Source organism: Dyadobacter sp. SRI_021 (genome assembly GCF_057586235.1).
Genome location: NZ_JBYCZM010000005.1, coordinates 292,187 through 313,998, shown reverse-complemented (window position 1 = coordinate 313,998; position 21,812 = coordinate 292,187). Strand labels below are relative to the sequence as shown.

General features: G+C 50.2%; 19 protein-coding genes. 6 read left to right on the top strand and 13 right to left on the bottom strand.

Annotation, left to right across the window (positions count from 1 at the left end; all coding sequences use genetic code 11):
* Positions 1-230: 230 nt before the first annotated feature.
* The 4 genes from AC2YIT_RS17405 to AC2YIT_RS17390 all read left to right on the top strand — a co-directional run bounded on the left by AC2YIT_RS17405 (position 231) and on the right by AC2YIT_RS17390 (position 6,762).
* On the top strand, positions 231-2,606 hold the full coding sequence (locus AC2YIT_RS17405) for a TonB-dependent receptor (protein WP_487279995.1): 2,376 nt from the start codon (positions 231-233) through the stop codon (positions 2,604-2,606).
* Between the two features lie 50 nt (positions 2,607-2,656).
* Positions 2,657-3,688, top strand: coding sequence for a sensor histidine kinase (locus AC2YIT_RS17400; RefSeq protein ID WP_487279994.1), 1,032 nt, complete (start codon positions 2,657-2,659; stop codon positions 3,686-3,688).
* Between the two features lie 26 nt (positions 3,689-3,714).
* On the top strand, positions 3,715-4,482 hold the full coding sequence (locus AC2YIT_RS17395; RefSeq protein WP_487279993.1) for a LytR/AlgR family response regulator transcription factor: 768 nt from the start codon (positions 3,715-3,717) through the stop codon (positions 4,480-4,482).
* A gap of 162 nt (positions 4,483-4,644) precedes the next feature.
* Entirely contained in the window at positions 4,645-6,762 is a 2,118-nt protein-coding gene (locus AC2YIT_RS17390) for an ATP-binding protein (protein WP_430849091.1), read from the top strand.
* 11 nt (positions 6,763-6,773) lie between these two features.
* Here AC2YIT_RS17390 and AC2YIT_RS17385 read toward each other — a convergent pair whose 3' ends face one another.
* Complete coding sequence (locus AC2YIT_RS17385) at positions 6,774-8,138, bottom strand: hypothetical protein (RefSeq protein ID WP_487279992.1); 1,365 nt, start codon at positions 8,136-8,138, stop codon at positions 6,774-6,776.
* Positions 8,139-8,309: 171 nt separating this feature from the next.
* Between AC2YIT_RS17385 and AC2YIT_RS17380 the strand changes: the two genes are divergently transcribed.
* Complete coding sequence (locus AC2YIT_RS17380) at positions 8,310-8,705, top strand: iron chaperone (protein WP_487279991.1); 396 nt, start codon at positions 8,310-8,312, stop codon at positions 8,703-8,705.
* Positions 8,706-8,813: 108 nt separating this feature from the next.
* On the top strand, positions 8,814-10,586 hold the full coding sequence (locus tag AC2YIT_RS17375; RefSeq protein WP_487279990.1) for a hypothetical protein: 1,773 nt from the start codon (positions 8,814-8,816) through the stop codon (positions 10,584-10,586).
* Here the strand turns inward: AC2YIT_RS17375 and AC2YIT_RS17370 are convergent.
* The 12 genes from AC2YIT_RS17370 to ccoS form a co-directional block, all read right to left on the bottom strand.
* Positions 10,581-11,090, bottom strand: coding sequence for a DUF6169 family protein (locus tag AC2YIT_RS17370; protein ID WP_487279989.1), 510 nt, complete (start codon positions 11,088-11,090; stop codon positions 10,581-10,583). The two genes, AC2YIT_RS17375 and AC2YIT_RS17370, sit on opposite strands and share 6 nt — an antisense overlap.
* Complete coding sequence (locus tag AC2YIT_RS17365) at positions 11,083-11,271, bottom strand: hypothetical protein (protein WP_430849080.1); 189 nt, start codon at positions 11,269-11,271, stop codon at positions 11,083-11,085. Before AC2YIT_RS17365 ends, AC2YIT_RS17370 begins: the two co-directional genes overlap by 8 nt.
* A 121-nt stretch (positions 11,272-11,392) precedes the next feature.
* On the bottom strand, positions 11,393-12,457 hold the full coding sequence (locus tag AC2YIT_RS17360) for a response regulator (protein WP_487279988.1): 1,065 nt from the start codon (positions 12,455-12,457) through the stop codon (positions 11,393-11,395).
* Between the two features lie 17 nt (positions 12,458-12,474).
* Positions 12,475-13,710, bottom strand: a complete 1,236-nt coding sequence (locus AC2YIT_RS17355; RefSeq protein WP_487279987.1) for a PAS domain-containing sensor histidine kinase — start codon at positions 13,708-13,710, stop codon at positions 12,475-12,477.
* A gap of 78 nt (positions 13,711-13,788) precedes the next feature.
* Positions 13,789-15,153, bottom strand: a complete 1,365-nt coding sequence (hemN, locus tag AC2YIT_RS17350) for an oxygen-independent coproporphyrinogen III oxidase (RefSeq protein WP_430849074.1) — start codon at positions 15,151-15,153, stop codon at positions 13,789-13,791.
* A gap of 88 nt (positions 15,154-15,241) precedes the next feature.
* Positions 15,242-15,607, bottom strand: a complete 366-nt coding sequence (locus AC2YIT_RS17345) for a DsrE family protein (RefSeq protein WP_487279986.1) — start codon at positions 15,605-15,607, stop codon at positions 15,242-15,244.
* 22 nt (positions 15,608-15,629) lie between these two features.
* Positions 15,630-16,328 carry a sulfite exporter TauE/SafE family protein gene (locus AC2YIT_RS17340; protein WP_487279985.1) on the bottom strand — a complete coding sequence of 233 codons (699 nt, stop codon included), beginning with the start codon at positions 16,326-16,328 and terminating at the stop codon, positions 15,630-15,632.
* 3 nt (positions 16,329-16,331) lie between these two features.
* Positions 16,332-16,784, bottom strand: coding sequence for a FixH family protein (locus tag AC2YIT_RS17335; protein ID WP_487279984.1), 453 nt, complete (start codon positions 16,782-16,784; stop codon positions 16,332-16,334).
* 25 nt (positions 16,785-16,809) lie between these two features.
* Positions 16,810-18,231, bottom strand: coding sequence for a cytochrome c oxidase accessory protein CcoG (gene ccoG / locus AC2YIT_RS17330; RefSeq protein WP_430849066.1), 1,422 nt, complete (start codon positions 18,229-18,231; stop codon positions 16,810-16,812).
* 50 nt (positions 18,232-18,281) lie between these two features.
* A complete protein-coding gene (locus tag AC2YIT_RS17325) occupies positions 18,282-19,319 on the bottom strand; it encodes a cbb3-type cytochrome c oxidase N-terminal domain-containing protein (protein WP_430849064.1) in 1,038 nt (345 codons plus the stop codon).
* Positions 19,320-19,425: 106 nt separating this feature from the next.
* Positions 19,426-21,570: a cytochrome-c oxidase, cbb3-type subunit I gene (gene ccoN / locus AC2YIT_RS17320; RefSeq protein ID WP_430849062.1), complete on the bottom strand. Its 2,145-nt coding sequence runs from the start codon at positions 21,568-21,570 to the stop codon at positions 19,426-19,428.
* A gap of 45 nt (positions 21,571-21,615) precedes the next feature.
* Positions 21,616-21,765 carry a cbb3-type cytochrome oxidase assembly protein CcoS gene (gene ccoS / locus AC2YIT_RS17315; protein WP_106596734.1) on the bottom strand — a complete coding sequence of 50 codons (150 nt, stop codon included), beginning with the start codon at positions 21,763-21,765 and terminating at the stop codon, positions 21,616-21,618.
* Positions 21,766-21,812: the final 47 nt, after the last annotated feature.

Genomic DNA, 21,812 nt, shown 5'->3' with positions numbered 1-21,812 from the left:
TGGTGTTGTCGTTGGTTTCAGGCCCCGTTCGGAAATCAGCAGCGCCGAAGCGGTCTGGGCCTTTGTTTATATAAGTTCCAATAAGTTGGATTGCTAACTACGGGAATTGTGCGAACGATTCCCCGCGCCCAGTCACCGTTTCGCCCTCGGATCTGTACAGTTGACCTCCCATCTCATTTTAAACACAGCTTGTTATGCTGAATTTGGCGCATCAATCCATAAAATAGCCAATGAAAGCATTACTATTAGCCATGACATTTGTCTTCGCCGCCAGCGTATATGCGCAAGACGGCACGCAGACGATCCGCGGGACAGTCCGTGACGAAGTTTCTAAATCGCCCGTGATCGGGGCGTCGATATTGCTCATCCGGGAAGCCGATGCCGGTCCGGTGGGTGCGGTTACCGACATCAGGGGTGATTTCGTGATCACGGGCGTGCCAATGGGTCGCCAGTCGTTTCAGATTACGATGGTCGGGTATGAACCGCAGCGATTGTCCAATATCGTGGTAACAGCCGGCAAAGAGGTATTTTTGAACGTAACCTTGACTGAGGCGGTTCAGAACCTGGACGAGGTGGTGATAACCGCCGATCGCAAAAACGATAAGACCAAAACCAATAACGAGCTGTCGCTGGTGAGCGGACGATCGTTTAATGTGGATGATACCAAACGCTATGCCGGTGCATTGGGCGACCCGTCGCGGATGGCGGCCAATTTTGCCGGAGTGGTGTCCGGCGATGATTCGCGTAACGACATCGTGGTCCGGGGGAATTCGCCGTCAGGCACATTATGGCAACTCGAAGGCCTTAATATTCCCAATCCCAATCATTTCGGTTCGTTTGCAGCGACAGGAGGACCAGTGAGTATGCTGAACAACAACGTGCTCGGCAAATCCGATTTTCTTACCGGCGCTTTCCCCGCCCAGTACGGAAATGCTCTTGCGGCGGTGTTTGACCTGCAACTTCGCGAAGGGAATAATCAGAAACATGAACTAATGGGGCAGGTGGGGTTCAATGGTTTTGAATTGGGAGCCGAAGGACCATTCGCAAAAAGCTCCAGAGCATCTTTTCTTCTGAACTATCGCTATTCCACACTCGGCCTGTTCAAAGCCCTTGGATTGCAGTTCGGAACCGGAACAGCCATTCCGGATTACCAGGACCTGAACTTTAAAGTGGCTGTCCCGACTGGTAACAAGGGGAAGTTGACGCTCTTTGGCATAACCGGAAGCAGTGACGTGAATTTCCTGGGTAATGAGGTCGATACCACGCTTTCGAACATGTATGGCACTGAAAACACCAACACCCGCGTGAAGTATGGGACCCATATTTTTGGATTGGCCTATGAGCATAACCTCACACCCAAAACTTTCGCCAAGCTGACCTTGGGTATGAGCACCACTCGTGAGCGGTTCAGCGGTGATTCGATCAGCAACCCGGCGCGCGAAGCTTTCCTCAGCGGCGAGGCGAAATACAACACTTCCAAATATTCGGCTGTGTTGAATGTCAGGCATAAAATGAATGCGAAAAGCAGCCTTTACGGAGGCATTACCGCGGATTTACTCGACTTCGACCTGTACAGCCGTTCGATTTACCAGGGCGGAAAGGTCGATACCGTTCGCGCGAATGTGAGCGGGGAGAAAACGGTGCTGACCCAGGCTTATGCACAATGGAGGTACAGGATTTCGCAGGGATTGATCTTTACAACCGGGCTCCATTTCCAGCATTATAACCTGAACAACAATGCAGCGGTAGAGCCGCGGGCCGGTTTGCAATATGCATTCGGAAAAGGGCAGTCGGTGAGTGTCGGGTATGGTATGAATAGTCAGGCTCAGAACATTTATTCCTATTTTGTACAAACTCCCGGCGAGTCGGGGCCTGTGCGTACCAACAAGGATCTGGGCTTTACTAAAAGTCATCACTTTGTGCTGAGTTATCAGAACCGGTTGACGGAGAATCTCTTGCTGAAAATTGAGCCGTACTATCAGCAGCTGTTCGACGTGCCGGTAGAGCGGCGGGCGTCGACCTACTCTGCTTTGAATATGGGAGCCGCTTTTGGCCCGTCGGACCGTGACAGTTTGATGAATAGCGGCACGGGCCGTAATATGGGTGTTGAACTTACTTTGGAAAGGTATTTCAACAAAGGCTATTACTTCCTGCTTACGACATCTTTGTTTGATTCGAAATACGAAGGCAGCGACAAAGTCGAGCGTAATACCGCATTTAATACCAAATATGTATTGAATGTGCTCGGCGGAAAGGAATTCCGGTTTGGCAGCAACAACATCCTGAGCGCGAACATCAAAACCTCATGGGTAGGCGGTAAGTATATTACGCCGCTGAACCTGGCTGCGTCGCGGGCCAGAGGGGCGGCTGTTTACGACGAAAACCGGGCTTATTCGTTGCGGCAAAGCGCCTATTTCAGAACGGATATCCGTTTTTCCTATCGCCGGGAAATGCGCCGGAGCACGATGGAATTTTCGATGGATTTACAGAACGTCACGGCGCGCAAGAACATTTTCCAGCAAACCTATAACCCGAGAACATACGAACTGGTGAACCAATATCAGCAGCCGTTCTTCCCGGTGCCGTATTTCAGATACACGTTTTAATTGAATATTGACGGGTAAACGAGTAGTTTGCCCGTCAATATCAACTCGCAATGAAGGAAAAGGCTTATACACTCAATGACTGGAAATGGCGCATTATTGGCATCCCACTCATGGGGACAGTCATTGCCATGATGATTGCTTTTGAGGAATTTCTGAAACTAAGCCAGCATTTTTTTCTCAGTGTGCTTTTTTCGACGTTGCTTACGCTCACATTTTGGGAGGGTAACCGGTACATTATCATCTGGATGCGCCGGATTTTTCCTGAATACAGCCAGACAGGCCGGCGAGTGGCCGCGGAGGCTGTGCTGGCGGTTGCCTATGTGTTCCTGGTGTCGTTGCTGCTCGACGAGATTTACTACAAACCGGTTTACCACGTGAGCGTGCTCGCGATCGGTTTCAGGATCAGCATTGTGCCAACGGTGATCGTGTACCTGGTTTATGAAGCCGTTTATTTTTTTGATGCCTGGAAAATGAATGTACGGAAGACGGAGGCGCTGATGCGCGAGAATGTGCAATCTCAGTTGGAAGTGCTAAAAAATCAGTTGGACCCGCATTTTTTGTTCAACAGCATGAATACCCTGGCGGCGCTGATCGACGACGAGAATACCGCTGCGCAGGATTACCTCGAAAAACTGTCGGACGTGTACCGGTACGTGCTCGTGAGCAGGAACAAAAACACGGTTTTGCTTAGCGAGGAAATAGCGTTCGTGGACGCTTATGTGTATTTGAATAAGATCCGCTTCCGGGAAAACTTGCAGGTCGAAAAGCGCTTGTCTACGGTGGCACTGGAGCACTACATTACTCCGCTGAGCCTGCAAATGTTGATTGAGAATGCAATTAAACACAACGCCGCTTCGCGCCAGAATCCGTTGCATATCGTGATCCACGACATAGACGGCTATCTGGTGGTCGAAAACAATATTTCGGAAAAGACTATTCTCGAAAAATCGACTAGGGTAGGATTACAGAATATTATCAACAGATATAACCTTCTGACCGACAGGGAGGTGGAGGTGAAACGTGAGGAAGCACGCTTTATCGTAAAGATTCCGCTACTGGGACTATTGGCAGAAAATGAATGATACCGGGGTGGTTGCCGCCGATTGTTATGAAAATACTGATTATTGAAGACGAATACCCTGCCGCGGAGAGGCTGGAAAAGCTGATTAAGAAACTCGATCCGCGCGTGGAAGTGTGCGCGGTGCTGGAAAGTGTCGATGCGGGGCGGAAATGGTTCGCGAACGCGGAGCCAGTGGATCTTATCTTTTCCGATATTCAGCTCGCCGATGGGCTGAGTTTCCAGATATTCGAGGAATTTCCGGCGCATAGCCCTATTATTTTCACGACGTCGTACGACGAGTATGCGATCAAGGCATTTCGTGTGAAAAGCATTGACTATCTTCTCAAACCCATCAAGGCTCCAGAACTGGCAGAGGCTATCCGCAAGTACGAGAACTTTCGCGAGGACTTTTCACCCAAAGCTTATGCGAGAAAGATAGAAACGCTCCTCGATAGTCTGGAAATGACGAAAAAGCCTTTCAAAACGCGTTTCCTCGTTAAAAATGGAGAACAGCTTATCCCGATCAATCAGGAACACGTCGCCTATTTTTACACAGCCAATGAAATGGCGTGCCTGGTAGCCACGGACGGACGACAATATCTGGTGGATTACAAGCTGGAAGAGCTGGAATCGCTGGTAGACCCGCTGAATTTTTTCAGGCTTAATCGTCAGTTTATCGCTCGTATCGACGCCATACAGAAGATTCACACCTATTTTAATGGTAAACTGAAAATAGAGCTCCGCCCGAAGACTTCGCAGGAGGTGGTCGTCAGCCGGGATAAGGCCCCGGCATTCAAAGCATGGCTTGAAACTTAGGCATTGGTATGAGTGTGTAACTCATTCGAGTGGTTTTGTAGACTAAATAATAGGTGGCAGGGCATGGCAGTGTTTTGTGTCCGCTTTTTTACCTTTGTGCTATCAACCCTCAAAATATCGGTTTTCCAGGGAAGCAGGGAAGAATCGACAGACTTACACATCATGAAAATTCCTTTCCGAACCTTATCCAGGGCATTTTTTGTCTGGACCATCCTGCTGGTCGTCATACTGGGCTCTTTCGTTTTTATGCTGTTGCTCACGCGCGGCAAATCGCAAACCATCCGAGCGAACATTCAGGAACTCCGTAAGGATATGAATGGCTATCAGAAGGTCGATACATGCATTTCGCTTCTTTATGTAGCCGAGAACAACAGCAGGCTCTTTATTATTACACAGGATTCTACTTACCTCAAGGCATTTACCAGCGAACTTCAGACGGTTTCCCGGATCCTTAATGAGTTCGAAAGCGAACGTGCCCATCAGCCATCGGCACTATCGGGGCTTATGGAAAGTAAGCGGGAAAGCAACGAAGAGTTTATCCGGATGAAGATCATGGTCGACAGCCTTTTTGCACTTTCGGTGCAACGCAGCGAGCAGATTCAGCAAGAACAATCCAAGCCGAAGCCAGCGCCGATTCGCGTAAAAAAGACTTCCAAAGTTGATTCGGTAATACTGACGGATCCTCAAAAGAAGAAGCGGGGACTTTTCAAAAGGCTGGCTGATGCGATTACGAACAAGCAGGGCGATGAAGTGGTCCAGGAAAAAACGAAGGTAATCACCCAGCGTGATTCGCTGGTAATGCCGTACCTGATGGCGCGTGAGCTCGATCTGAGCCGGTACGATGAGTACAATCGGGTCAAAAGGGAATTGAACGAGGCTGAGCAGAGGTTATTGTTCCTGAATGGAGAGCTGTTTGCGAACCTGCAATTGACCCTCAAATCACTGAAAGCTGCCGAAGAAGAAAAAGCCAGGAAGTTCAGAGGGGTGCTGCTGACGGAAACATCCGACAAGATTGAGGAAGTGAATCACCTTTTCTGGGCCAGTGCTTTCGTGGTATTACTGATGACGATCATCATCATCCGCAATCTCATCAAACTGTACCGCAACGACGTTACGATCGTCAGATATGCCGCGTTGGCGACCGAGGCGGCCAGAAACAAAGGGGAGTTTCTTGCGCAGGTCACGCATGAAATCCGAACGCCGCTTAACGCGATCATCGGTTTTTCCCAACTGATGGATACCGATCGCCTCGAAGGTCAGATGAAAGAAAGCGTCGAAGCCATTCAGAGTTCGTCGCGGATTTTGCTGACGCTGGTGAACGATCTGCTCGATTTTTCCAAATTGGAACGAGGTAAACTGACACTGCATTATCAGGCTTTTAATCCGGTGGAGCTTGTGAATGAGGTAGTGTCCATGATGAGCGTCCTGGCGGGTGAAAAGGATATTGAAATTGTATCGCAAATCAATATTGGGCAGCCGGTATGCCTTTCGGGGGACGAGTTCCGGATCAAACAGGTGCTGATCAATTTGCTGAGCAATGCGGTCAAATTTACGCCGGCCCATGGTAAAGTGCTGGTGGAGGCCGGTTTAGAAAATGCTGACGGGCAGAAGAAGTACTTGAAAATAAGGGTCAAGGACTCGGGTATTGGCATTGCGCAAGAGCATTTGAAGGAGATTTTTGAAGATTTCAGCCAGATAGACGGCGCCTCGGTAGGCAAGCAGGGCACCGGGCTTGGGCTGGCGATATGTAAGCGGATCGTGGAGTTGCATGGAGGGAAGATTTGGGTCGAAAGTGTGTTAGGGAAAGGCTCGGAGTTCAAAATAGCGATTCCGATGCAGGTGGCCGAAAAACAGAAAGCTGTCCGAAGCCGGTCGCAAGTAGCTACGCAGGTGGAGCTGCGGGGCAAAAAGGTACTCGTTGCCGACGATACCAAGCTGAACCTCGTACTAATGAGCAGATTACTCGAAAAGCATGGGCTTTCTTACGACCTCGTCGGCTCGGGTGACGATGCGCTCGAGCTGTTTGAGAAGCAACCCTACGATCTCGTGATTACCGACATCAACATGCCCGGTATGGATGGTTCTGAACTCACCCGGCAAATCCGCACCAACCCGGATCCTCAAAAAGCTGCCACGCCGGTGATAGGTTTTACCGGTGATCTGTCCGACCGTGACAAGGACTTTTATGCGAATCTGGGCATCAACGGAGTGTTGGGCAAGCCATTTTCCGAGAGGGAATTTTTATCGGTACTGGCGTCCGTTTTGGGTGCTGGCAGGTGAGTAACAAGGCGCTAACGGATTTCGACCCGGCTCCAATAAGGGAGTGAGTATTGCTTGTTATCCAGTACCATCGTTGCTTCGTACCGCCCAGGCAGTAAATCGGCGGGAATGCGATACGCACCGTAGTAGATCCTTATCGAGTTATCCGCGTATTTAGGATCTTCTTTTACAGTTGCTTTCAGAACTGTAATCTTGCCGTTTAGCTTCAATGCTAGGTCGGGGACCTTTTTCTTGTTGTCGAACGGCTGGGCCGATGCATCTATGATCGCCGGAAAAGGATTTACGTAAAGTTCTTGTCCGCGCGAGATAGCCATGGGTTGAGTTTTCCAGATTTCCTCCCATGGGATGCCCTGGCCTCCCGTCCACATTTGTCCGATTGCCTTGACAGTCGAATCCCGTGCGATCACGATTGCGGCCTGGGTGATCAACTGCGTGTTTTCGAAAAATGATACTTTGTATTGACCATCAGCAATCGAGGCCGGAAATTGTGTTTTAAGCGTAGAAAGGTCGGTAATCGTAGCGGGAAGAGTTACTTCCGACGAGCTCGCGTCGTTGTGCAGTTTTAATGTATACTTTTGAGAATTCAGAAATATGCCGCCATCAAATTCAATGGTTTTGCCGGTTTGAAATACCCTGAAAAGGCGATCGGGTTGAACGACAAACAAAGAGACCTTCGCTCTTTTCAGTTTTAGCTTTTGCGGGAAGGAGAAGGCCTTTTCGCCATATTCAATACTTAAAGCCGTGCCTTCCGCTTCCATTAGACTCAAAATATCTTCAAAAAAGATAACGCCCAGGCCGTTGTCGAAACTTCCCTTTACGTTGACATTTTTAGAGCTGTTTCTTAGGAATGGTACAATCTGCTCTTGCAGGTCCGGACGCTCTGGTACTGATCCCACACCGGATTTCAGACGGATTTTGGCCACAGCAGCCGCCGTGTTTGCGTCGCCGACCTGGAGATCCAAGTCTGAAGTTAATTCAGCAGTCAGAGGTCCTTCCTGTTCCACAAAAACTTTGTACGATTTGGTGCGGCTACTGCTCTTGGCAACCATGGTGAAATTCTCAGGATACGCGGCCCTGAAATGGTATTTTACATGGCCGGCACTATAAAGCGTTTTCCATGGGTCTAAAACCAGCTCAGCCCCGGGTGCGGCGTCGACTTGCAAGTCGACAATATCATCCGTGTATCCTTCGGGAAGAACGATCTGAATGTAGTTGCGGGCCGTGTCTATGGTTACCTCCCGTGCGCCGGCGACTTTTATCGATCTCAGAAACAAGTCTTCCTTCAACGTTTTTTCCGGATCTAAATCCTTTTCCTTTTTACAACCTGCCAAACAGCAGATCACCAGGGCGAAGAGGTAAAAGCAAAATTTTTTCATTGTATATTATAACTCGTTGACTAGTAGCTAGTGTTGTGACTTTTGGTTGAAAATTTCTAAAAATATAAAATAATCGCAATTCAGTTACTTGGATAAAAGGTTGTAATGGTAAATTCCACTGCCTGCACGCTTTTTAACAACGGAAACACTCATCAAAACAACACAATCGGCATGGCAAAAACAGATTTTAAATCCGTAGACGAGTATCATGACACGTTCCAGGGAGAGAAAAGAGCACGGTTGGATGCGATCCGCAAAGCCATCAGGGAAGTAGCGCCGGATGCTGAGGAGGTGATCAGTTACCAGATCCCGGCTTATAAGTATTTTGGGTTTCTGATCTACTATTCGGCTGCTACCCATCACATTTCGCTGTCATACCCTTACAGTCAGGCGCTGCTGGATGAGTTCAAAACAGAGCTTTCGAAGTATAAAATGAGTAAATCGGCGCTTCAACTGCCCGATAAGGATCCATTGCCGCTTGACCTCATCGGACGTATAGTTGCATACAGGATGAAAGAGAATGAGCTGGCCGAGGCTTCCAGGCCGCAAAAGGCCAAAAAGAAATGAGCTGACCGAACGGGCATGACGTTTCTCAGTATCATAACTAAGCGGCGTCAGTTTTCCGGCAGCGGTGGGCATGTACTTTTGGATGAATTATCAAGACCTCATCCAGATATGACGCCGCATACTTTTCATATCCCGGTCCTCGGGCTGGGATACTCCATAGATACTCCCATTAAGGTCGCCAAATACGGCATATCCTCTGTCGCGTCCATTGTCGATGACGAGCTGATCGAGCGTATGCGCATACATTATGCCCGCCAGCGCGGCGACGATGATACGCCCATCCCCAAATCCGAACCGGATTATCGCAGCCGTCGGATCACTGCCTACCTCGACCTGATGCAAAATATTGTGGAAGAGGAATTTGAAAGCCTGAAAAGCCAGCCCTTCGGCGCGGGGAGTGATATCGATCGCTATTTCAGTCTGCTGCCAGCAGATTCAGAGCTGAAAGCCAGGTATGAAACACTGCTTGCCATGCCCGACGGTATGGAGAAGGAAGCAGAAGCGTCCGCGCTACGGGCTCTACTTATGCCAGGCAGTGTCGATGTGAACATCATGTCGAAGGTGGATAAAATGAACACCGATTCCGAGGGGAATCTGCTCGATGATATTTATACAGATGCGCTCGCTGCACTGCGCGGTTTTGCATTGAGCCGGTTGTCGTCGTCGATCATTCTCTCGGCGGGAATGAACCCGCATTTGTACAGCTATCTCGAAGCTTTTGCCGATTTCTTCCCAGACGCTGAGGGCAATTTTCGCAAAAAAGTGATCCTGAAAGTGAGCGACTACCGTTCAGCATTGATTCAGGCGAAGTTCCTGGCTAAGAAAGGTATCTGGGTTTCCGAATTCCGGATTGAATCGGGACTTAATTGCGGCGGACATGCATTTGCTACGGAAGGTAATCTGCTCGGGCCTGTACTGGAAGAGTTCAAAAACCGGCGCGATGAAATGTTTACCGAGTTGCTCGCACTGTATGGACCCGCGCTGCAAAGTAAGGGTATTACGCTCATTCATGCGCCACGTACGCGCATATCAGTGCAGGGCGGCATTGGTACCGCAGCCGAAAATGCCTTTTTGCTGGAACATTACGGCATCGAAGCCACAGGTTGGGGAAGCCCGTTCCTGCTGGTTCCCGAGGTTACCAACGTAGATAAGACCACCTTGAATGAGCTGGCCAATGCAGATAGCGATGCCTATTATGTGAGCGATTCATCGCCATTAGGTGTGCTTTTCAATAATTTCAAAAACAGCACGGCCGAAAAGCAGCGTCTGGAACGCATTGCAAAAGGCCGGCCTGGCAGTCCGTGCAACAAGCGGTATCTCGTTTCAAACACCGAATTCACCGGTGAACCGATCTGCACGGCTTCGCGTGAGTATCAGAATCTGAAAATTAAACAGTTGCTCGCACTCGACCCGCAGCCAACCGACCTGCAAATGCAAATAAACGCAGTAACCGAGAAGCTATGCCTTTGTGAAGGACTGAGTACGGCTGCCCTTATTAAAAACCATCTGATTAAACCGCGGGAGAACAGTGCGGTAGCCATTTGCCCTGGACCCAATCTGGCATGGTTCTCGGGAATCTATTCGCTGGACGAAATGGTAGGACATATCTATGGGAAAATAGACCTGCTCTCCAAGCAACTTCGGCCGAATATGTTCATCAACGAGCTGAATTTGTATGTGGATTATCTCAAGAAGGATGTCGAGCGGCATGCTGCTGCGCTAAACGATAAGAAGGCTAAATATTTCTCGAAATTCCGGGCCAACTTGCTTGAAGGGATCAATTACTACAAAAAACTGATCCCTGAAATTACCAATCAAACGGTGGCTTACCGGCAGGAGATGATGGCGCAGTTGGAAGCGATTGAGGCCAGGCTTTCATAGCTTGCCTGTTTTGTCCAGATCACCCGAATGGAAGAGACTGATCGCAGCATCATAATCAGGATGGGTCTTCCGGAGTAGGATGGAAGCATACACGGTTAGTTCTGATTTGATAAGATGATCACTCTCATCGATCTTCAAATCCTTGACAATGACTCGTCTATCCTGTTTTTCGATCGACAAGTCATCAATTAAGCCAAACCATCTGTTGAATTTAAGGTATCGCTTGTATCCTTTGCCGTCAAACGGATCGCAATAGTAGACAATTATGGCGTCGTTCTCATTCAGGAAATTAGTCAGGATGTCCAGCACAGTATTTCTGAGCCGGACATCCAGGCCAGCGGACGGTTTGTTTGTTTTAATGAGAAAACTATGAACGCCCGCTATTTCGGGATTATTAGGGAACCACCTTCCGTCCAAAGGCGCGTGGACAGTAACGGCGATATTTTGCGCCGTGGTGAATTGGTATAATTCTCCAAATTGCTGGTATGGATAAATTTCAACCAAGCCTTACGCCTAATGCATGAAGTTCCTCTAATGTCATTTCGCCTCTTTCATACGCCTCGATGTCACGATGCGTCTGCATCATTCTGGCGATCAGAATCGGGAAAGTCAGCTTCTCCGGACGTTCTTCGGGGGTAGGTACTTCCGCAGGTTCTGGTGCGTTGGTAGGGGTTGTTTGTTCCATAGTTTGAAAGATTTATATGAAGTTCTTGTCAAAACTAGGAAAAGCAAATGAACTATTTCTGCCCCAAAACCAGGGAATGATCAGCCGGAACCAATGAGTTATCAACGGTGAAAAAAGATTTCTAATTTCGCATCCGCGCCAGCTTCTCATATTCCAAAACCGTAATCTGGCTGCCTTTCATATCCACCAGGCGTTCGTCCTTGAAATCTGAAAGCGTGCGTATGACGGTTTCGGTAGCGGTTCCTACCATCGAGGCAATATCCTCACGGGTAACGGCCATGGAAAATGGCTTCGATCGGTCTTCCTGGTAACGCTGTACAAGCATTACCAGTGCCTGTGCCACGCGTTTCCGCACAGAGTTGTAGGCGAGTTGTAAAAGCCGCTCTTCGCGCTCTTTGATCTCATTGGAAAGCATCCGAATGAACTTGGAAGCGACTTCCCGGTTACCTTGGAGCAGATTGAAAAAATCGTCTTTCGGAATCATTGCAACTTCCGACTTTTCCAACGCAATGGCTGTTTCCTCATAAGGCGCACCTTGCAGCAGATCGAGGTAGCCGAAAAACTCGCCCTCTTTGAGCAGGTCGGTGATGTACTCCTTGCCATTCTCGTTGGATTTATAGGCCTTGACCTTCCCTTTTTGCAGGAAATACACATGCGACGGGAAACTGCCTTCGGTATAAATGGTCTCTTTTTTTCGTAGCACTTTCACCTTTTTGTCCTCCGCAAGTTTCACGATCGGATCGAAGGCCTGGGCTTCCTTGATGAACTGGTCGAAGCCTTCCGCGGAACGCTCGAACTGCTTTTTCAGCCGGTCGCTCTTTTTGAGGCGCATTTCGACGGCATTCAGCAGCTCTACGTCGTCGTAAGGTTTGGTAAGATAATCGTCGGCGCCCATGGTCATGCCTTTGCGGTAATCCTCCTTTTCTGCTTTGGCTGTCAGGAAGATAAACGGAATTGAGGCCGTGCGCTCGTCCTTGCCGAGCATATGCAGCACACCGTAGCCGTCGAGTTCGGGCATCATAATGTCGCAGATGATCAGGTCGGGGTTATGCTGGCCTGCCTGTTGCACGCCTTCTTTGCCGTTTTGGGCGGTGATCACCTCGTAATTGGCGAGTTCCAGGATCTCGGCCGTATTTTCCCGCATTTCGGGGTTATCTTCTATTAAAAGTATTTTTCTCGTTTCCAAGTTGGATACTGTTTGTGTCAGGATTCGATTTTAACGGATGCCGGCTCGCGGTTAGGTAGTTCTACGAAAAACGTTGTGCCCATGCCTATTTCGCTCTGGAACCGGACGGTGCCGCCCATGAGCTCGATATAATTTTGTACGATGTTGAGACCGAGACCCGTTCCCTGCGCATTGCCGGCGTTGTTGGCGCGAAAAAACCGGTCGAAAATATGACCCTGGTCTTGCTGGGGAATGCCTATGCCCTGATCCTGTACCTCTATACGGATCAGTCCGCTCCAATTCTTGACCCTCAAAAAGATGGATTTGCCGGGATCCGAGTATTTGATCGCGTTCGAAAGCAGGTTGAAAAGGACATTGCGCAAAAGCTGCTTGTCGAGCCATGCCTGGGCTTCGCCGTCATAGATTACAAACATCTCCTGGCCATCCTTGCAAAGCCCGCGAATCTCCTCAATCAGGTTTTTGCAAAATGCGTTCAAGTCGGTTAGCACAGGAATGCAGTGGATGCGGCCTTCTTCGAGTTTGCCGATCGACAGGAAGTCATTGAGAATCTCGGTAAGGTTCGTAACGGTCGATTTGATGCGCTGAACGTGTTTCTGACGCTTGTCTTCATCTTCCGTACGCGAGTACCTGCCGATGAGCGAGGCCGACGACAGAATGGTCGCGAGCGGTGTCCTGAACTCGTGCGACGCAATGGTTACAAACTGGCTTTTCATATTGTTCAGCTCGCGTTCCTTCGTCAATGCCCGGACGACCTCCTCCTGCGACTGCTCGATACGCCTGATCGCCGCTGCCAGTTCCTCCGTGCGCTGCTGCACACGGACTTCCAGTTCGGCATTCAGTTTTTGTATTTCAAGATTAGCCTCGATAATACGGCTTTCCTGCTTTTTGCGCTCAGTAATGTCAATCACAAAACTCACGACAAACTCGCCGTCGCTGGTTTTAAAAGGGCTGAGGCTGACCTCCACGGGAAACTCGCTGCCATCCTTGCGCCGGGCGAAAAGATCCATCATATGCCCCATACCCCGAGCGCGAGGGGCTTCGAGGTATTCGTCGCGATAGCCCACATGGTTTCTGTTGAACCGCTGCGGGATCAGCGTCTCGACTTTCTTGCCGATCAGCTCGCGATCAGAGTAGCCGAAAAGCTCTTTGGCCTTGGGGTTAAGCATTACAATGTTTGCCTGTTTGTCCACCACCACGATCCCTTCGGTCGCGTGCTTGAACAGGGCATCCAGCATCTCGATGTGCCGTGTCATTACCTGCGTATGAATTAAAATATCCGTATCAAACATACCAAAGTACAGGACACAGGTGAACACCGCAAGAATTTATCATTAAACTGTTTGACTAAAAAGAGTCGTTTGGGGTAAATCGGCCCAGAGGCGAGCATCAAAGGCCATGCACACATTACGCACGAAGGCCTTGCCTTTCTCGGTGATCCTCAGGCGGAAAGGTTCTACTTCTACCAGCCTGTCGAACTCCATTTCGGAAAGCCTTTCCAGCGCCTGGTATAGTTCCATACAAACTTCTGAGGTGCTGCCCCAGGAGGTTTCGAAATTGGTCATCAATCGCAGAATGTGCTTTCTCAGGATCAGATCTTCGCGGCTCTGCTCGTGGCCGCGGAAAATAGGCAGCTCATTGGCAGCGAGCTTTTTGTAATAGTCTTCTACCTTCTTTTCGTTCTGGGCATATCCCCACCACGAATCGGAAATAGACGACGCACCGAGGCCGATTAATAGCTGGGTCCGGGTATCGGTATAGCCCATGAAATTCCGGTGCAGCCGTTCTTCCCTGGCTGCTTTGTAAAGTTCGTCGGATCGGAGCGCAAAGTGGTCCATGCCGATGTCCTCATAGCCGGCCAGTTCCAGGGCATTCCGGCCCGTTTCATAAATTGCAATTTTATGGTCTGCATCGGGAAGGTCTTTTTCAGTGTAGCTGCGCTGGCCCGGTTTGATCCAGGGTACATGGGCATAGCTGTAAAATGCGATACGGTCTGGTTTCAGCCGGATTACACGCAGCATAGTCTCCATCATGGAGCAGTTTTTTTGCTGCGGCAGGCCATACACGATGTCGTAGTTGACCGACGTATAACCAATTTCGCGCGCTTTCAATGTGAGGTGTTTGACCTGTTCAAAAGTCTGGTGACGGTTGATGATGGCCAATACCACCGGATTAAAATCCTGCACACCAATGCTGATGCGGCGGAATCCGACCGAATACAGTGCTTCCAGGTGCGCATCAGTGGTATTCCCCGGATGCGCCTCGAAACCGAAGCGGGCATCATCGTGTACGAGTGCATTGGAAAGCAGGCCGTTCACCAGTTTCACCAGGTTGGTCGGACTGAAAAAAGTAGGCGTCCCGCCGCCCAGGTGCAATTCCCGGATCACCGGTTTTTCTGCTCCAAAGAGTTCGCAATACATCTTCCATTCCTTCAAGACGGCCTGGATATATTTGTTTTCCACCGCATGATTGATCGTAATGCGCGTATTACAGCCGCAATAGGTACAAAGGCTCTCGCAGAATGGCAGATGGATGTACAGGCTGATACCTTCTTTCTGGTTCGAAACCGAGAATGCATCTTGTACCAGCTCTTTCCATTTGCTGACGGCGGGAGGTGTCTTCTGCCAGTAAGGAACGGTCGGGTAGCTGGTGTAGCGCGGCCCCGGGATGTTATATTTAAAGAGCAGGTCCTTGTCCATTAGTCAAAATTTTGATGTAGATCATTGACCAAAACTACCCAGGACAGGAGGGGAAAAACATGACTTTGGTCATGCAAAAAACAGACTTCTAACCGGCTTTTATATAGCTCCAACCTTCTTGTTGCAACACTACGAGTTCGGCAATGCCGGATGGAATAACTTCTATACCCTCTATCAAGCCCGTTGCTTCCATTCCGTTGGCGAGAAGCATATTGCGGCACGCGGCGATGGTAACATGCTGGTTGAGTAATGCCGCAATATCGCTGGCGAGCGCATTCCCTGCGGTACAAAATGGCATCGACGAGCCGTGGCAAACGATACGAACATCAACTGTTTTGCCCAAATGTGCAAGCAGGTTACCGATTTGCCGGATTATGCTGCGATGGACTTTGGGATCGTCCGAGGTAAGCTGGATAATGGCTTTGTACGTTTTCATGCCGGCAAGGTAAGTCATTCGGCCTGCCGGTTCAAGCAGTTCAGCGGCAGATTGTAATTCCGGCGGAAGGCTTGGGATGATCGGGGTAGGAGGTCATGACCCCGCGCGCTACAAGCCAGATGCCTGCGATGGCCACCAGCAGCGGTGTAAGCTTGCGGATGCGCGTCCTCAGCGCGGGCGTGAACTGCTGCTTCACAATGCCCAATGCGAGCATGGCAGGCATGGTACCCAGTCCGAATAGTGCCATAAACGCGCCGCCGCCCCAGGTACTGCCGGTGGCGACCGAGCTCGCGAGCGCCATATAAACCATTCCGCAAGGGATAGCGCCGTTAAGCATGCCGAGCAGCAGCATACCCGGTAAATTGGCCCTTTTGAGATAGAGTCCCATTTTTTGCCTCAAACGATGGATTGTTTTTTGCCAGAACAACGGCATATGTAGCTGCTGACCCAGTACCGATGGCCAGAACACGTAAGCAAGCATAACCATACCGACCGCCATGGAAGCATATCGCAGTATGCCTAGCCAGGCCAGTGAAGCGCCCAAAGTACCTATAATAACGCCGAACGCCGCGTACGTAAGCGTGCGTCCTGCATTATAGACCAGCACACCCGTGATCTGGCGCGTACGCGTGCCCTCATGCACGGGCAATGCGAGCGCGATAGGCCCGCACATGCCTACGCAATGGAAGCTGCTGACGAGCCCCATTGAAATGGCGAGGTAGGGCAGAACGGTGATCATCGTTCAAAGGTTGTTATGATCGACTACTATTACACCCTCGCTCCAATAGGTCTCGCTGCCGCCTTTCCAGTCGACCTGGATTTTGTAGCGTCCCGCGGGAATCTCTGACAATGCGACGGTCTGCCCATTACCATTTGAGTCGATTGTGAACTGGCGGTCGTTGCGGTTGTCCGACGGGCAATACATGCGGATCTGGCCCGAAATGCTTGAATCGGCGAAGATGGCCGGATAGCGGATTTGTAAGGCATTATCCTTGATTTGCCAGGATAATGGTTCCGTTAATGCTGCGGCGCGCTGCAGTTTGTCGATCTTACCCTGGAATTTCAGCTCTTCCTCGTAGTAGTGATCTGTGACAAGATCGATTTTTTGTCCGGCGCTCATTCCTACCAGCAGCAGTATCATCGATACAAAGCTGATGTAAACGGCGGCAATAAGTGCTTTCCAATTGACTTTCATGGTGTTTATAAAACAGGTTAATATATTATTCTTCCGGTGCGATGAATGTCGTTTCGAAGGTTTCCAGCTGTTGGTTACCCTGTGAAACCGAGAGTTTTAGTACTGTTTTCCGGGTGTTTAATTCAGATTTTGGAATAATCACAAACACGGTTCCCTCGGACATCCCCGCAGCTTCGAGCGTCAGATCAGGTGATCCGGCGAAAAGAAGCTTTCCTTGCGGGGTGTCGAGGTGGAGGGAGGGTTTGATGATATGGTTCGTTTTATTAAATATCTTGAAAGTGTACAGGTTGCTGATCGTGCCGTCGCTGTTTTCGATGTAACGGCTGCCTGGGGCGCGGAAAAGAGTAGTTTGTGTGTCCGTACGGGTAGCCACAACAAATCCCAATGCCGACCAGAGCAATAGCAGCACGGCCGCATAACCCCATGTCCGCGGGGTGATCACTTTGGCTGTTTTCTTCTCGATCGCATTCTCGGAAGTGTAGCGGATGAGTCCCCTGTCGAATCCCACTTTATCCATTATTGCATCGCAGGCATCAATGCAAGCAGTGCAGTTCACGCATTCCATTTGGGTGCCATTCCGGATATCGATGCCGGTCGGGCATACGGCCACGCATTGGAAGCAATTGATACAATCGCCTTCGGTGCGGTCGGTACCTTTGTGCAATTTTCCTCTCGGCTCGCCACGTTCGTGGTCATACGCCACATTGATGGAGTTTCGGTCGAGCAGCACGCTTTGCAGGCGGCCATATGGGCATACCACGGTGCAGGCCTGCTCGCGCAGCCACGCGAAGTTCCAGTAGAACACCGCGGTGAAAATGACAATGCCTGAAAAGAGGCCGATATGATTTTCAATAGGCTCTGAAATGATTTTGTAGAGCTCGTCGGTACCTACCACATAGGCCAATAGCAGGTTGGCGATGGCAAAGGAGATGATCAGGAAAATGGCGTATTTTAAGCCCTTTTTCAGGATTTTTTCCGAATTCCATGGTGCTTTGTCCAGCAGCTTTTGCTTCCCGGCGTCGCCTTCTATGGCATATTCGATTTTGCGGAAAACCATTTCCATAAAAACGGTCTGCGGGCAAGCCCAACCGCACCATAACCGTCCGAAAACAGTGGTGAACAACACGATAAATACGAAAAACGAAAGCATCGTAAGTCCAAAAAGCCAATAATCCTGCGGCCCGATAAAGATGCCGAAGAGGATAATTTTCCTTTCAAGCACATTCAATAGCACCAGCGGCTGTCCGCCGATACGGATGAACGGCGTGACGAACAGCAATGCGATGATCACAATGCTGAATACCACGCGGCGGTTATGCCACTTGCCTGCCGGGCGTTGGGGATAAAGCGGACGGCTTTCAGCTGTCGGCTTTCGGCCTTCGGCTTTTGCCTTTGGGTGCTCGCTGTGCGATTGTTGATCCGACTCGTTAATGGTTAGGTTTCCCATTTGAACTTTATTTTTAATGCCATCATTGCTTACCGCCGACCGCCGAAGTCCTACTCAGCCGCCGACAGCTGATTGCCGGCAGCCGAAGTTCCATCCAATTCTCCTTGCGGTTCTTTAGCATTGGCTGGCTTGGTGCCTTTAAGGGACAGCACGAAGCTCGCTACCTTCTGGATGTCGGTTGGAGAAAGCTGTTTTTCCCAGGAGATCATCCCTTTTTCGGGTACACCATATTTGATCACTTTGAATACATTTTGAATACCGCCGCCGTGCAGCCAGTAGTCGTCGGTGAGGTTGGGACCTACGGCACCGCCACCTTCGGTTCCATGGCAGGCGGTACATTTTTCCTGAAATATCTTCATACCGGCTTCGACACCCGCTTTGTCGGTCAGGGCCGTAACGGAGTTTTCATCCATGCTGGCACCTACTTTTTCCATGTAAGCCTTTTTCTCGGCCTCGGCGACAGCTATTTCCTTATCAAGTTCAGCGATTTGCAAGTCGCCCAGGCCGCTGAAATAATAAGCTGAATAAACCACCGCAAAGAACACCGTAGTATAGAACAGGAATTGCAGCCAGGGGGGCATCCGGTTATCCAGTTCCTGGATACCATCGTAGTCATGGCCGTCGATCAGGATTTGCTTTTCATCATGCAATGCCACACCGATACCCCTGAATTTCTTCCACCAATGCGCGCTGAAAATGTGTGTCGGCTCCTGGTTGGATGCCTGTGCGGATTTGTTGAGCAACCGCATGGCAGAGGCCAGCAGGACCGCCAGCTGGATCATGATGAAAACCAGTGCCGCAAGCACCACGCAGAGGAGGAGGTCGAACCCGGTGATAGCGCGTACCGGCTCGGTGGTCTCCTGCGCTGAGGCAGGTAATGCGATGCACGCGAGCAAAAGCAGAGATAATATTGTCTTTTTCGCAACGCCGTCGTTCAGCGGAATGCTCCGCATTTTGTCGAGCTTTCTTTTATCAAGGCCCCACACATAAATGAGCAGGCCGACGAAGAAAACAAAAAAGATCAGCAGGGATATGAGGGGGTAAATGCCTACACCCGCTATGGTTTCGAGGTAATTCCGGAATTTCATGAATAGTCAATTTTGAATGATTGAATGACTGAATGACCGAATGAAGGAATTTGAATGAGGACATCGACAATATGTTATTCAGTCATTCAGTCATTCGGTCATTCAATCATTTTTTAATATCAGTCCCAAGTCGTTGCATGTACGCAATCAGCGCGATAATCTCCTTATTCGCTGCGGTTTTGATGCCGCTTTGTTTCAGGCGTTCCTGGATTTCCTGTTCCTGCTTCACGAGATCGGCATTGGCCTGGTGCTCGTATCCTTTTTCATAAGGGACACCGAGTGTTTGCATGGCTTTGATCTTCGCTTGGGTTGTGGTCGTATCCAGATCGTTTTCGAGCAGCCAGCCGTAGCGCGGCATAATGGAGCCCGGCGACATCGATGTAGGATCTTCCATGTGGTTGTAATGCCAGGAATCGGGGTACTTGCCGCCTACGCGCTGCAAATCCGGGCCGGTGCGTTTGGAGCCCCATTGGTGCGGGTGGTCATAGACAAACTCCCCGGATTTGGAATACTCCCCGAACCGCTCGATCTCGGATCTGAACGGACGGATCATCTGCGTATGGCACACGTAGCAGCCCTCACGGACATAAATGTCGCGTCCCTGCAATTCCAGCGGCGTGTAAGGTTTTACACTCGCGATGGTAGGCACGTTGGATTCCACGAGGAACGTAGGGATCATCTCGATCATCCCGCCGATTGCGACGGCTATCAGGGAGAATATGGTTAATGCCAAAGGCTTGCGCTCCATTAAGCGGCGGTGCCAGTATTCGCTCTTTTCGGCATGCCAGATCGCATTCAATGGCATGGCTTTGGCGGTTTCGGTAGCTACGAGCTTGCCTTTCAGGGCGGTCATCCAGAGGTTGTAGATCATCACTACAAAACCCACCAGATACAAGGAGCCACCAACGCCGCGGAGGAAATACAGTGGTTTGAGAGCCGTTACGGTTTCAAGGAAGTTAGGATATTTCAAAAGACCTTCCTGAGTAAACTCTTTCCACATCGAGCTCTGTACCCAGCCAGCCCAATACATGGGGATGGTATAGAAAATGATACCCAGCGTACCGATCCAGAAGTGGAAATTAGCAGCTTTGGTAGAATACAACGGGCGGTTATACAGGCGCGGAAAAAGCCAGTAGAGAATACCGAAAGTAAGGAAACCGTTCCACCCGAGCGCACCTACGTGTACGTGTGCCACGATCCAGTCGGTGTAGTGGGCAATGGCGTTTACATTTTTTAAAGACAGCATCGGGCCTTCGAAAGTGGCCATACCGTAAGCGGTAATCGCTACCACCATGAATTTCAGTACCACGTCTTCACGTACTTTGTCCCAGGCACCACGGAGCGTCATCAGTCCGTTCATCATACCGCCCCACGACGGCGCGATAAGCATTACCGAGAACACCGTACCAAGCGTTTGGGCCCACTCAGGCAATGCGGTGTATAGCAAGTGGTGAGGGCCGGCCCAGATGTAAAGGAATATCAGTGCCCAGAAGTGTACGATCGAAAGCCGGTAGGAGTAAATTGGCCGGTTGGCCGCTTTGGGCAGGAAGTAGTACATCAAGCCCAGGTAAGGGGTTGTCAGGAAGAATGCGACCGCATTATGTCCGTACCACCATTGTACCAATGCATCCTGCACACCGGCGTACACAGAGTAGCTTTTCATAAATGAGATCGGGAGCTCCACGCTGTTTACAACGTGTAGCATGGCGACGGTTACGAAAGAGGCGATGTAGAACCATACCGCGGCATAAATATGCTCCACGCGGCGATTAATGGTGGTCATGATGATGTTCACCAATGCGGAAACCCAAACTACGGCAATCGCAATGTCAAACGGCCATTCCAACTCCGCGTACTCTTTGGAAGTGGTAAAACCCATGGGCAACGAAATGGCCGCGCCAAGGATGATAGCCTGCCACGCCCAGAAGTGGAAGCGGCTCAGGACAGGACTCCAGATGGGCGTCCGCAACACGCGCGGAACAGAATAGTAGAGCCCGGTAAAAAAGCCGTTTCCGACGAATGCGAAAATCACCGCGTTAGTATGCAGTGGCCGGATGCGGCTGAATGTCAGGAAGGGCAGATCAAAATTCAGGTTTGGGAAAACCAGCTGCAATGCGGCCAGCAAGCCCACGAGCATGCCGATGAGTCCGAACAGGATGGTGGCGATGGCGAAATCCCGGACAATGCGGTTGTCGTATTGAAATTCATCCAACTCAACGGAGGCGAGGCCGGGATGGGGAACGTTTGACATAACTTGGTGGTGATAAATGGTAAAAATCAGTTCAGGTTCTGGGGGTTATGGCTTTTCGGAGTCGTCGAGCAGGATGCGGACGGAAGGCGTGTAATCGTCGTCGTAGTGGCCCTTCCGCACCGACCAGATGAATGCGCCCAGGAATCCCAGCGCCACCAGTAAACTGGCGATGATCAATAGATATAATGCACTCATGATGAGGATTGGTTAGGTGTTTTTGATAGGTCAAAACTACCGGCGGT

Excerpts from the sequence above, each read along its gene's own strand:
- AC2YIT_RS17405 (WP_487279995.1), top strand. The coding sequence starts at position 231 with ATGAAAGCATTACTATTAGCCATGACATTTGTCTTCGCCGCCAGCGTA.
- AC2YIT_RS17400 (WP_487279994.1), top strand. The coding sequence starts at position 2,657 with ATGAAGGAAAAGGCTTATACACTCAATGACTGGAAATGGCGCATTATT.
- AC2YIT_RS17395 (WP_487279993.1), top strand. The coding sequence starts at position 3,715 with ATGAAAATACTGATTATTGAAGACGAATACCCTGCCGCGGAGAGGCTG.
- AC2YIT_RS17390 (WP_430849091.1), top strand. The coding sequence starts at position 4,645 with ATGAAAATTCCTTTCCGAACCTTATCCAGGGCATTTTTTGTCTGGACC.
- AC2YIT_RS17385 (WP_487279992.1), bottom strand. The coding sequence starts at position 8,138 with ATGAAAAAATTTTGCTTTTACCTCTTCGCCCTGGTGATCTGCTGTTTG.
- AC2YIT_RS17380 (WP_487279991.1), top strand. The coding sequence starts at position 8,310 with ATGGCAAAAACAGATTTTAAATCCGTAGACGAGTATCATGACACGTTC.
- AC2YIT_RS17375 (WP_487279990.1), top strand. The coding sequence starts at position 8,814 with ATGACGCCGCATACTTTTCATATCCCGGTCCTCGGGCTGGGATACTCC.
- AC2YIT_RS17365 (WP_430849080.1), bottom strand. The coding sequence starts at position 11,271 with ATGGAACAAACAACCCCTACCAACGCACCAGAACCTGCGGAAGTACCT.
- AC2YIT_RS17355 (WP_487279987.1), bottom strand. The coding sequence starts at position 13,710 with ATGACACGGCACATCGAGATGCTGGATGCCCTGTTCAAGCACGCGACC.
- hemN (WP_430849074.1), bottom strand. The coding sequence starts at position 15,153 with ATGGACAAGGACCTGCTCTTTAAATATAACATCCCGGGGCCGCGCTAC.
- AC2YIT_RS17345 (WP_487279986.1), bottom strand. The coding sequence starts at position 15,607 with ATGACTTACCTTGCCGGCATGAAAACGTACAAAGCCATTATCCAGCTT.
- AC2YIT_RS17340 (WP_487279985.1), bottom strand. The coding sequence starts at position 16,328 with ATGATCACCGTTCTGCCCTACCTCGCCATTTCAATGGGGCTCGTCAGC.
- AC2YIT_RS17335 (WP_487279984.1), bottom strand. The coding sequence starts at position 16,784 with ATGAAAGTCAATTGGAAAGCACTTATTGCCGCCGTTTACATCAGCTTT.
- ccoG (WP_430849066.1), bottom strand. The coding sequence starts at position 18,231 with ATGGGAAACCTAACCATTAACGAGTCGGATCAACAATCGCACAGCGAG.
- AC2YIT_RS17325 (WP_430849064.1), bottom strand. The coding sequence starts at position 19,319 with ATGAAATTCCGGAATTACCTCGAAACCATAGCGGGTGTAGGCATTTAC.
- ccoN (WP_430849062.1), bottom strand. The coding sequence starts at position 21,570 with ATGTCAAACGTTCCCCATCCCGGCCTCGCCTCCGTTGAGTTGGATGAA.
- ccoS (WP_106596734.1), bottom strand. The coding sequence starts at position 21,765 with ATGAGTGCATTATATCTATTGATCATCGCCAGTTTACTGGTGGCGCTG.